The following is an 11,499-nucleotide window of genomic DNA, read 5'->3' as shown; positions in this document are numbered from 1 at the left end:
AGGGAGCTTTGAATACGGATGAAAAACTATCGTTTCTTCAATACCTTTTTATCTCTATCGCTTATTGCGCTGCTGCTGTCGGGTTGCGGTTTTAAGCTACGGGGCGATGTTGAAGCATTAGCAGGCGCCAAGGAGGTCACGCTGGTATTGAAGAAGACGGCTCCGATTCAATTACAACAATCGCTTGAGCGGGCATTCAAACGGCAAAATATTACTTTGCTAGAGAATGCCCCTTATCGCCTCGTCATTGAAGAGATACAGGAGAACAGACGTTCGATTACCCTTGATAGAAAAGGCAATGTCGATGAGTATGAGCTTCTGCTGTTGATCGCATTCTCAGTACTCGATGACAAAGATCAGCCAGTCTCGACCCCGCTAGTCGTTCGTACTGAGCGCATCTACGATTACAATGCTGATGCTGCAACCGCTAGCTTCTTACTGGAACAAGAGATTCGCGAGGAGATGTGGGATACATTAACGACTCGCATCGTTAATCAGTTCTCAGCCCTTACACGCCAGCAATGAAGCTCACCCCGGAGCAACTACACGGGCACTTGCAACAACCGCCGCTGCCCGTTTACCTCATCTCTGGTGACGAACCCCTTATCCTCGAAGAGTGCTGCGATTTATTACGCGCCTCGATTCGCGACAGAGGTTTTCAAGAAAGAGAGGTTCTGCATGTCGAAGGGCATTTCAAGTGGGAATATCTTCTTGAATGCGCCAATGCACTCTCACTATTTGCAGAACAGAAACTGATTGAACTCCGCCTAGGCAGCCATAAGATCAATAAAGCGGCCAGTGAGATTCTACAAGAATATGTGCGCCACGCCCCTCCTGAAAATGTTTTACTGATTATTGCAGACAAGCTAGATAGCACTGCGAAGAAGTCTGCCTGGCATAAAGCTATTGAAAAATCAGGTGCTTTCATCGAGGTATGGCCTGTTGACATTCAACAATTACCTGGCTGGATTCGTCACAGAGCCTCTGGCTTAAACCTACAACTGGATGATTCTGCGGTCCAACTTCTGTGTGATCGGGTAGAAGGCAACTTACTGGCCGCTAAGCAAGAACTGGATAAACTTCAGCTGCTTTATCCTAGCGGCACATTAACGGCCGAGCAGATCGTTGAAGCCGTGTCAGACAATTCTCGCTACGATGTTTATGGATTAATGGATGCCGTGGCTTTAGGGCAAAGTGAGCGCTGCATCAAAATCCTTAATGTTTTAAAACAAGAAGGTACAGAGCCCCCCATTGTTCTCTGGGCATTAACGCGGGAGATTCGTACCCTATATGCTATCAGCAACGGGCTGCAACGAGGGCTGGCTTATGAGACTATTTGCCAAAAAGAGCGTATTTGGGGAAAAAGAAAGCCACTATTAAAAAGATGCGCTGAAAGATTAAATATGGCAACCTTGGAACACCTTATTCGACAAAGCCAGTTTCTGGATCGAACAATTAAGGGGATGGGTGATGCCTCTCCTTGGCTTTTGTTATCTGATATTGCCCTGACACTTTCAGGTAAACCTCTCAGATTACCAGCGGATTATTAATTCCCATACAAGTAAAGGTAATCTAGACTGCTATAAAAACAGCGGATTTGCCTATGTTTAATACGCTTTTGAAATTTTGCCTTGCTATAACACTGGCCTTTATCTTGAATGGTTGCGGCGCGGACGACCCCGCCAGAATGAAAAAAGGCGACGAGCTTTATAGCTATTACTGCAAAGACTGCCACCTAAAGAGCGGTTTAGGGGCGTTCTATGAAAACCTACCCAAAGAGCGAACAAAAATGCAGGATTACGAGATTGTTCTGATGATTAAACACGGTTACAGCTCAGGGCATCAGATGCCAGTCTTTACTCAGCTCTCAGATGAACAAGCCGATGCCCTTGCCAGATATGTAGTAGAAATACAGAATCTCTAGTAGCTACAACCTACTCCGCCAACGTATGTACAACAGCTGTAGACATCTTAATATTGTCATGCAGTGGGCAACGATCACAAACCTCATCCAGAAATGCCTGCTTTTCGATACTAGACATACAATCAGCCTCAATCTCAGCCGTTACACGCATAACTTGGAATCCTGAGCGGTTCTCTGTTTCTTTCCCTAGAAGCCCTGCAGGATCATAATCTCCCTCAACCGAAACCGCAAAACGCTTAAGCTCAATTTTCTTCTGCATCGCAGCAACACGACCAATAGTGGCAATACATCCAGCCAGTGAGAAGAGAAAATACTCTAAGGGCGTTGGGCCAGCATCCTGACCGCCACCACCTGCAGGTTGGTCGATAAACACTTTATGCCCACGAATATCGGCACTCACCTGAAAGGAGTCGTTCATTTCAGCTTCTATGCGAACAGTTTTAGTAACAGACATATATACCTCATATAAGTAATAACTAATATAATTATATCAAGTTATAACAATATAAGAAGCATGCAGTTTGTAAAAAGTAAGGGGAATCCCAAGCACCACCCAGATCACAGGGTGCTTGGGATGATCAGAGGAACTACTTGACGCTTTCGCCCTTCGCCTGAAGGTCTGCATGATAAGAGGAGCGTACCAGTGGTCCACTGGCAACATGAGAGAATCCTAACGTTTTAGCAATGCGGGCAAATTCATCAAACTCAGCTGGGGTTACAAAACGGTCAACAGGCAAGTGATTACGGCTTGGCTGCAGATATTGGCCAATCGTGATCATGTCGACATTGTGTTCCCTTAAGTCTTTCATTACTTGGACAATTTCATCATTGGTTTCACCGACACCCACCATAAGACCAGACTTAGTACGAATAGAGGGTTGGCGCTCTTTAAAGCCTTTTAGCAAATCCAGTGACCACTGATAGTCGGCACCTGGGCGAACTTTCTTATATAACCGTGGGACTGTTTCCAAGTTGTGATTAAATACATCTGGAGGGGTCGCACTAAGAATTTCCAGCGCAATTTCCATACGACCGCGAAAATCAGGTACCAGCGTTTCAATCTGTATTGTCGAGGAACGCTGCCGTGTCTCAGAAATACAGTTAGCTATATGTTGAGCACCACCATCACGCAAGTCATCTCGATCCACTGAGGTGATCACCACATAGCGCAACCCCATATCAGTGATGGCTTCAGCCAGTTCCCTTGGTTCATTCTCTGCTAATGCGTTTGGGCGCCCATGGGCCACATCGCAAAATGGGCAACGACGAGTACAGATATCACCCATTACCATAAAGGTTGCGGTACCATGACTGAAACATTCACCTAAATTTGGACAACTTGCCTCTTCGCATACAGACGCTAATTTATGATGGCGTAGTTTATCCTTGATACGCTGAACCTCTTTACTTGAGCCCATACGCACACGCAACCACTCTGGTTTACGCGGCATCGCATCTTTTTCTGTCGGTATCACTTTTACAGGAATACGTGCAACCTTCTCAGCACCACGTAATTTTACACCCTGCTCAACCTTGGTTGAGGTTGCCGCTTTATCGGAACTGTTCGCCATTTTTTATTTGTCCAAGCAGGTTTTATGGGAGACTAAAGTATACCCTATTTCTTTAGTCAAGTAATCGACTAGCCTTGTTGTCGCAACGTCAGGCTCAGCGGAAGGCACTAATGCGCATAGCTGTGTCATCGCCATGCCCGCATAACCGCAAGGATTAATACGTAAGAATGGCTCTAAATTCATATTCAGATTCAACGCAAGACCATGAAAGGTACAACCTCGGCGTACACGCAAACCTAAGGAGGCAATTTTAGCCTCGTTCACATAGACACCCGGAGCATCAGGCTTGGCATAAGCATCAATACCAAAGCTACCAAGCGTAGCAATAACGCCCTCTTCCATCAGAGATACGACATCACGAACGCCAAGCTTATTTCTTCTCAGATCCAGTAATAGATAGATAATTAGCTGACCAGGCCCATGATAGGTAACCTGCCCACCCCGATCCACTTGCACAACAGGGATATCACCGGTATGCAGCAGATGTTCTGGCTTGCCGGCCTGGCCTTGAGTAAAAACAGGCTCATGCTCCAACACCCAGATCTCATCGGGGGTATCGCCCGATCGCTCATCAGTGAATGCCTGCATAGATTCCCAAATCGGCTGATAGGGCTGTAAACCTAACTGTCTAATAATCAGTTGTTTATCCATCAGAGAACAAGATGGACGCGGTCTGATGCGATCAGCTCTTCATGTAGAGATTTTAGCTGATCTTCCCCAGTAGCTGTAATAAACATTCTTACTGACTGATAGGTACCTTTGCTGCTATCTTGCAAGGTGATACGACTCACATCCAAATCTGGCGCATGAACACGCACAATCTCTATAACAAAATCACGAAAATCATCTGCGTTTTTACCCACAACTTTAATGGGATAATCTGGACATGGAAATTCGATTTTCGGTGGTTGTATCTCACTCATCGCTCACTCCCCCGTTATCAGCTGGTGCTGATAGCGAGTAAATAATTCAAACATACGCTTCCATAAAGCGCCCTTTAATCCATTGCCGATACAATGTTCATCGACCTGCAGCACCGGTACAACACCGCGTGTAGAGCTGGAAATCCAGACTTCATCTGCAGCAATTAGCCGTTCATAAGTGATATCCGTTTCTTGACGAGGAATTCCATGCCAATCAGACAACGACAAGATCAGCTCTCTTGTTGTGCCGCTCAAAATACCTGATCCCTGAGGAGGGGTATAAATCACACCTTGCTCAACAATAAAAAAGTTACAGCTAGCGCCTTCTGATAACACCCCGTCACGCAATAACAAAGCCTCCTGAGCACCGGACTCTTTAGCCTGCTGCAAGACCAGTATATTAGGCAGCAAATTGGTCGCTTTAATATCACAACGATGCCAGCGTAAATCCGCCGTCGCGATCACTTTGATACCATCTACCTGATCTGCCCCTTCGTGATAGATATCTCTAATAGGCTGGCAGCAAGCAAATATCGTTGGCTGCAACCCAGACTCTATATGATGAGAGCGCTTACCAGCACTCCCTCTGGTCACTTGCAAATATACAGACAGGCTACCACCACCGTTTCGACTTACCAGCTCTGACAGCATGCTAGGCCAATCAAACTCCAGCTCTATTCTTAATGCTTGAAGGCTATACTGCAAACGTTTGAGGTGCTCATCTAAGCGAAACCCCACTTCCTGATAAAAAGGAATCACTTCGTAGACACTATCTCCAAACAGAAAGCCTCGATCAAATACCGATACTGTTGCTTGATCTGCAGCAATAAACTTACCATTTAAGAAGACTATATCCATGTGTACCCTATAAACACAAATGCCCACATAACGTTATGTGGGCATCCTTGCTGTTCTTCAATAACCTGCTTTAAATCTTAGCCAATCAAACTCATAAAAAACAGCATAATTGCGTGCCATATGCGCTTCAATAAGCCGCCTTCGCTAACATCTTCCATTGCAACTAATGGTACGGTTACGACCTCTTCATCGTTTAAAGTGACTCTTACCACACCGTACTCTTCACCTTTAATCACAGGCGCTTTTATGACTTTATCAATATCCAGCGTAGCCTGCAGTTCATCGGCCTGACCTCTAGGAATAGTGACAGCAAGCGCTTCATTCAAACCAAGGCGCACTTGATCCTGTAAACCACCCCATACTTTGGCGTTGTTTAGGATATCACCCTCACCATACAATTTATGGGTACGGAAATAGCGAAACGCGTACGCCAAAATTTTCTGACTTTCCTGAGCTCTCGCTTCTTCACTGTTTGTGCCCATAACAACGGAAATCAGTCTCATACCATCCCGCTTAGCAGAAGCAACCAAACAATAACCGGCTTCATCCGTGTGCCCTGTTTTAATGCCATCTACGGTACGATCACGCCATAGCAACTTATTACGGTTAGGCTGTCGAATTTTGTTATAAGTAAAATATTTTTCAGCGTAAATACCATAATGCTCAGGGAAACGTTGAATAATGGCTTTTGCAAGGATGGCTAAATCCTCAGCAGACGAATAATGGTCTTGGGCAGGCAAACCAGTCGAGTTAGCAAAGTGCGTATTTTTCATACCTAATAGCTTGGCGTGCTGGTTCATTAAGTCTGCAAATGCAGACTCACTGCCGGCTATATGTTCGGCTACTGCAACTGAAGCGTCATTACCAGACTGGATAATAATACCTCTGAGTAGGTCACCTAGTCTGACTTGCGTCCCCTCTTTGATAAACATCCGTGAACCTTGTGTCCGCCAAGCTTTCTCGCTGACGAGAACAAGATCATCTTCGGAAATATTGCCTTTACTTAACTCATACTCAACAATATAACTGGTCATCATCTTAGTGAGGCTGGCCGGTGCAAAACGCTCATCAGCCCGATGAGACAAAACAACTTTACCCGTATCTGCGTCCATAACCAGATAGGAGGTCGCCGCTACCTGCGGAGCTGACGGAATCAGGGCCGTTGCCGCGTGCAGATATCCGCTGGTAAGGAAAATAAGAAGTAAGCTAAAAAAGGCTGTTTTCAGTCTTTGCACAGTAAGTTCCTGATTTCTACTTGTTGAATTTGCCACAGAATAGACGTTAAATGCGGGATTAAGTTCTACTCTACTGAGTGCTCTACGGGAAGTCTACCCGATGTGCTCCCGGATAACCGTTTTGTGCCAGAAGACCAACCCACTTTTCGACCTCAGCCTCACTAGCATCTGCCACCAATAGAACCCGGTATAAAACGCGCCCCGAGCTTTGCGTCTCACCGATTCGCGCTTTAGCCCCAGTCAAACGTTCAGCCTCCTGAGCCACTCGCTCAGCCGATGCTCTGACAGAATACGCCCCGACCTGTAAATAGCGTCCCTGATTTGCCATATTAGACTTACCTAGTGCCCTGACTGATTGGCTGGATTGCCAGCTTCGAGGGTTAATCGCTTCCACTCTGACACGCGCGGTACCATGACTTAACATCCCCAATTTAGAGGCCGCCGCATAAGAAAGATCTATGATTCTGCCCTTATGAAAAGGGCCGCGATCATTCACTCTGACAATAACTTGTCGATTATTAGCAAGGTTCGTAACTTTCACATAGCTCGGAATGGGTAAAGATTTATGAGCAGCTGTCATTTCATACATGTCATACACTTCACCATTGGACGTCAGATGCCCATGAAACTTTTTACCATACCAAGACGCACCGCCCTCTTCTCGATAGCCATTTGCATCTTTCATAACATAGTATGTTTTACCGAGCACAACGTACGGGCTTTTATTTCCGCCCCGGCTTCTAGGCTCTACTTTAGGCACAGCATCAGGCACATGAGAAACATCAACCGGCGAAGCCGGTCCATGATCATTTTTGATACTATACCGCCCGCCGCTTTTGCTGGAACAGCCACTGATTAACGCTAGCATCAAGATAGATACCCAAATGTGTTTAATCATAGATTAGCTCCCCCTTTACAGCTTTTTTGCTGCGGCAATTTCACGACTCAATTGATAAACCGCCATGGCATAAAGCCGGCTACGATTGTATCGGGTAATCGTATAGAAGTTGTTAAAGCCTAACCAATAGGTGGCTTTATCTTGATCCATCATTCTCAATAACGCAGCAGGACTTTTTTCATTTGCTTGGCCCGCAAAGGAAATGCCTAATTCACGCCACTCTTTTACTGACCGCGTCGGCGGCAAGCCTGTGTTAACCCAACCATCCTCAGGGACACGGGTAACTTCAACCTGGCTGGCAACCGGCGCCCCCGATTGCCAACCATGCTCCAGAAAGTAGTTTGCCACACTACCAATCGCATCAACAGGATTGTCCCATATATCAGCCGAGCCATCTCGATCAAAATCCACAGCATACTTTAAGAAGCTGGAAGGTATGAACTGACCATACCCCATAGCTCCAGCGTAAGAGCTTTTTAACTGCCTGATATCTCGCTTTTCTGTTTCCGCCAATATCAGCAGGTCTTTTAATTGACTCTGAAAAAATTCGGCGCGCCGAGGATAATCAAAACCTAAGGTCGCCAAGGCATCCAGTGCACGATAACTCCCCATGTTCGACCCATAGCGCGTTTCTATTCCGATAATAGCCACCACCATCTCTGGCGGGACACCATAAACCGATTCTGCACGAGACAAGGCCGCTTCATGGGTACTCCAAAACGCAACCCCCTGCGACACCAGCTTAGGTTGAATAAAGCGCTGCCTATACTCCCCCCAATCTAAACGCTTTTCTGCAGGACGATCCATCGCCCGCAAAATAGAGGTTTGCTTTCGTGCATCACTCAAAATTTGATCCAACGACTTTCTGGAAAATCCCTCTTGCTCCATTTTAGCTCTCCAGGCCTGAGCTTCTGGGTGCGCTAGATACCCCTCGATGTCTGAAGTTTTAGCCACTACCAACATAAAAGAAGAGCTTAACCATAGAAAAAAAGCATACGCTAAGAGCTTCATAATCCCTCTAACTTGTGCATGATTACCTGAGTGCCAACTTTTGATGAGTGAACACTGACATCAAAATACCAAAGCCCGCCATTAAGGTCACGATTGATGTACCACCATAACTTACCAATGGAAGTGGTACACCCACAACGGGCAAAATCCCACTGACCATACCAATATTTACAAAAACATATACAAAGAAAGTCAGTACGATACTTCCAGCGACTAATCGTCCAAAACTATCGTTAACCTGAGTGGCCATCCATAACCCTCTGCCGATAATAAGAAGGTAAATACTTAGAAGTACAATCACACCGATAAAACCCAGTTCTTCGGCAATCACCGCAATAATAAAATCGGTGTGTGACTCTGGAAGAAAATCTAACTGCGACTGGGTTCCATGCAGCCATCCTTTTCCCCAAACCCCACCAGAACCTATGGCAGTTTTAGACTGAATGATATTCCACCCAGTGCCTAGGGGGTCGCTTTCTGGATCCAGAAAGGTAAGTACACGTTGCTTTTGATAATCTTTCATTACCATCCACAAACCCGGTAGCGCTGCGCCAGCTGCGCCTAAAGCGCCAAAAATATATCGCCAGCGAATCCCCGAAAACAGCAAAACAAAAATACCTGAAGCCGCAATCAGCAATGATGTGCCTAGATCTGGCTGCTTCATGATTAACACCGTAGGCACACCAATCAATATCAAACTAATCATGCAATGCTTAAAGCGTGGGGGCAAAGAACGCGATGCAAGATAATAGGCAATCATTAACGGTAAGACTAACTTCATAACCTCTGAAGGTTGGAAGCGAAACCCCGGCAGCGCTATCCAGCGTTGTGCCCCTTTAGCACCCACACCTACAAGAATAACGGCCACCAGCATCAGCACCCCAAGCACATAGACCCAAGGTGACCACCTAGCCAAGACCCGCGGGCTAACTTGCGCCAAAATAATTAAGGCCAAAAGCCCAGCTCCCATCCTTACAGCTTGGCGCGACACATAACCAAAATCCTTACCCGAAGCACTATAGAGAACAAACAAACCAAAGCTGCATAGCACCAGCAGCAAAAACAGCATCCAACCGTCAAGGTGAGTATAGCTCCACCATCCTCGTTTACGGCGCAGATGATGCCCTGCCCCTGGCATGGTTCTCTCGAAGTCGCGACTACTCACCAACGTCTCCTTGAGCATCTTCAGCGGCTGGCTGAGTTGGATCAACCCCCAGCAAGTAGGCATCCATCACCTTTCTCGCCAGTGGCGCTGCAGTACTGGAGCCGCCGCCGCCATTTTCAACAATCACGGCTAAGGCAATTTTGGGTTTTTCGGCAGGCGCAAATGCAATAAATAAAGCATGATCATGGAAGCGTTTTTCTAGCTTATCCGCATCATAGCGTTCATCCTGTTTAATACCTACAACCTGTGCTGTCCCTGTTTTTCCAGCAATTTTATAGGGAGCATCCAGCCCTATTTTCCGTGCGGTTCCACGCTCACCATGGACCACCTCTACCATATCTTCAACAATCAGTTCCCAATACTCTGGATGCTTTATCTCAACATCTTCAGGAAAACCGCGTTCTGACGAAAGATTTAACATGTCTGTCTTAACGTTACCCTTTTCATCCAGCGTTCTGATCCCTTTGAGCATTTTAGGCTGCACCCATTTGCCCCGATTGGCTAAAACAGCTGCCGCAGTCGCTAGCTGTAACGGTGTGGCTAGAAGAAAGCCCTGCCCAATACTCAAATTAAGCGAGTCTCCCGGATACCATGGTAACTTACGAGAACGTTTTTTCCATTCACGGGACGGTAAAATACCGGGCAGTGCCTCAGGCAAATCCAGACTGGCTACTTGACCAAACCCAAATCGACCAAGGTAATCTGACATCGGGTCGACCCCCATACGGTAACCCGCATCATAAAACCAGACATCACAAGACTGAGCGACAGCGAGCTTCAGATCGACTTTTCCATGCCCCCCACGCTTCCAGTCTCGATATTTTCGGCCCCCTTTGGTTAATGAATACCAGCCAGGATCCCAAACCGTATGTGTCGGAGGTACCGTTTCTGAATCAATCGCTGCAAGCGCAATAATTGGCTTTACAGTGGAACCGGGAGGATAACGTCCACGAAGGGCGCGATTAAATAGTGGTAGATCTTCTGAATCCCTTAACGCATTGTAATCTTGGTTAGATATGCCCGTCACAAACAGGTTAGGGTCATATCCAGGAGTAGACACCAGTGCAAGTATTCCACCTGTATCAGGATCGATAGCAACAATGGACGCTTTTTCTCCTTCCACCAGTTTTTCAGTAATTTGCTGCAAACGGAGGTCAATATAAAGTTGCAGATCCTGCCCCGGTATAGGATCAGTACGCTCTAGAACCCTCATCACACGGCCGCGCGCATTGGTCTCTACCTTTTGCATACCAACCGTGCCATGAAGTGTGTCTTCGTAGAACTTCTCAATCCCTAATTTGCCAATGTAGTGAGTGCCCGCATAATCTTGAGGGTCAACTTCCTGCAGCTCTTTTTCGTTAATACGACCAACATACCCCATGGCATGGACCAAGCTTTGTCCATAGGGGTAATACCGAATCAAGTCGGCTTCAACCTGAACACCGGGTAATCGATGGTAATTAATGGCCAGCTTGGCTATCTCTTTCTCCGTCAACCGAAAACGTACAGGAACTGTTTCATAAGGACGCCGCCTCTGATTTAATCGTTTACGGAAACGCTCCAGATCTTTATCTGTTATCTCTATGATTTTCTGAAGTTCTACCAGCGTAGCTTCAAGATTCCTTCCCACCTCCTCTTTGAGGATGGTTACACTATAACTAGGCCGATTATCAGCTAGCAGGACGCCATTACCGTCGTAGATCAAGCCCCGAGTTGGAGCAACCGGTTGTAACTGAACACGATTTTGCTCAGACATCGCTGCGAAGCGGTTATATTGTATAACTTGCAGATAGTAGAGGCGCGCCAGTAACCCTCCTATCATGATAAGGACGATCAGAAAGGCTAATACCGCACGAAATAGAAATGTACGGCTTTCCTGAGAGTGATCTTTTAAGGGCTCAAATCGAGACATAG

The 11,499-nt window shown here is 46.4% G+C and carries 13 protein-coding genes; 3 read left to right on the top strand and 10 right to left on the bottom strand.

The window, feature by feature from the left end:
- Positions 1-18 precede the first annotated feature (18 nt).
- From F0U83_RS02565 to F0U83_RS02555, 3 genes are read left to right on the top strand one after another with little or no spacing between them, the layout of a single operon-like run.
- Complete coding sequence (locus F0U83_RS02565; RefSeq protein ID WP_138986379.1) at positions 19-525, top strand: LPS-assembly lipoprotein LptE; 507 nt, start codon at positions 19-21, stop codon at positions 523-525.
- Positions 522-1,550 (top strand): DNA polymerase III subunit delta, encoded by a 1,029-nt coding sequence (holA, locus tag F0U83_RS02560; RefSeq protein WP_138986378.1) that lies wholly within the window; start codon positions 522-524, stop codon positions 1,548-1,550. The genes F0U83_RS02565 and holA overlap by 4 nt, the downstream gene beginning before the upstream one ends.
- 53 nt (positions 1,551-1,603) lie before the next feature.
- Entirely contained in the window at positions 1,604-1,924 is a 321-nt protein-coding gene (locus F0U83_RS02555) for a c-type cytochrome (RefSeq protein ID WP_138986377.1), read from the top strand.
- A 10-nt stretch (positions 1,925-1,934) separates the two neighbouring features.
- Here the strand turns inward: F0U83_RS02555 and F0U83_RS02550 are convergent, their stop codons facing one another.
- From F0U83_RS02550 to mrdA, 10 genes are all read right to left on the bottom strand, one after another.
- Positions 1,935-2,378 carry an OsmC family protein gene (locus F0U83_RS02550; protein ID WP_138986376.1) on the bottom strand — a complete coding sequence of 148 codons (444 nt, stop codon included), beginning with the start codon at positions 2,376-2,378 and terminating at the stop codon, positions 1,935-1,937.
- 133 nt (positions 2,379-2,511) lie between these two features.
- Positions 2,512-3,495: a lipoyl synthase gene (gene lipA, locus F0U83_RS02545; RefSeq protein ID WP_138986375.1), complete on the bottom strand. Its 984-nt coding sequence runs from the start codon at positions 3,493-3,495 to the stop codon at positions 2,512-2,514.
- A gap of 3 nt (positions 3,496-3,498) precedes the next feature.
- Positions 3,499-4,146 carry a lipoyl(octanoyl) transferase LipB gene (gene lipB, locus F0U83_RS02540; protein WP_211343608.1) on the bottom strand — a complete coding sequence of 216 codons (648 nt, stop codon included), beginning with the start codon at positions 4,144-4,146 and terminating at the stop codon, positions 3,499-3,501.
- A complete protein-coding gene (locus F0U83_RS02535) occupies positions 4,146-4,418 on the bottom strand; it encodes a YbeD family protein (RefSeq protein ID WP_138986373.1) in 273 nt (90 codons plus the stop codon). The genes lipB and F0U83_RS02535 overlap by 1 nt, the downstream gene beginning before the upstream one ends.
- A 3-nt stretch (positions 4,419-4,421) precedes the next feature.
- A complete protein-coding gene (locus F0U83_RS02530) occupies positions 4,422-5,276 on the bottom strand; it encodes an aminotransferase class IV (protein WP_138986372.1) in 855 nt (284 codons plus the stop codon).
- Positions 5,277-5,353: 77 nt separating this feature from the next.
- Positions 5,354-6,502 carry a D-alanyl-D-alanine carboxypeptidase family protein gene (locus F0U83_RS02525; RefSeq protein ID WP_138986690.1) on the bottom strand — a complete coding sequence of 383 codons (1,149 nt, stop codon included), beginning with the start codon at positions 6,500-6,502 and terminating at the stop codon, positions 5,354-5,356.
- Positions 6,503-6,593: 91 nt separating this feature from the next.
- Complete coding sequence (locus F0U83_RS17310; protein WP_138986371.1) at positions 6,594-7,409, bottom strand: septal ring lytic transglycosylase RlpA family protein; 816 nt, start codon at positions 7,407-7,409, stop codon at positions 6,594-6,596.
- Between the two features lie 15 nt (positions 7,410-7,424).
- Positions 7,425-8,420, bottom strand: a complete 996-nt coding sequence (gene mltB, locus F0U83_RS02515) for a lytic murein transglycosylase B (protein ID WP_138986370.1) — start codon at positions 8,418-8,420, stop codon at positions 7,425-7,427.
- Positions 8,421-8,442: 22 nt separating this feature from the next.
- Positions 8,443-9,585: a rod shape-determining protein RodA gene (gene rodA / locus F0U83_RS02510; RefSeq protein ID WP_138986369.1), complete on the bottom strand. Its 1,143-nt coding sequence runs from the start codon at positions 9,583-9,585 to the stop codon at positions 8,443-8,445.
- Complete coding sequence (gene mrdA / locus F0U83_RS02505; RefSeq protein WP_138986368.1) at positions 9,578-11,497, bottom strand: penicillin-binding protein 2; 1,920 nt, start codon at positions 11,495-11,497, stop codon at positions 9,578-9,580. Before mrdA ends, rodA begins: the two co-directional genes overlap by 8 nt.
- Between the last annotated feature and the right edge of the window lie 2 nt (positions 11,498-11,499).

The sequence above is a fragment of the Neptunomonas concharum genome (assembly GCF_008630635.1).
In the GTDB taxonomy this organism is placed as follows: domain Bacteria; phylum Pseudomonadota; class Gammaproteobacteria; order Pseudomonadales; family Balneatricaceae; genus Neptunomonas; species Neptunomonas concharum.
The sequence above is the reverse complement of the archived record's forward strand: the minus strand, read 5'-3'. Positions and strand labels throughout refer to the sequence as shown.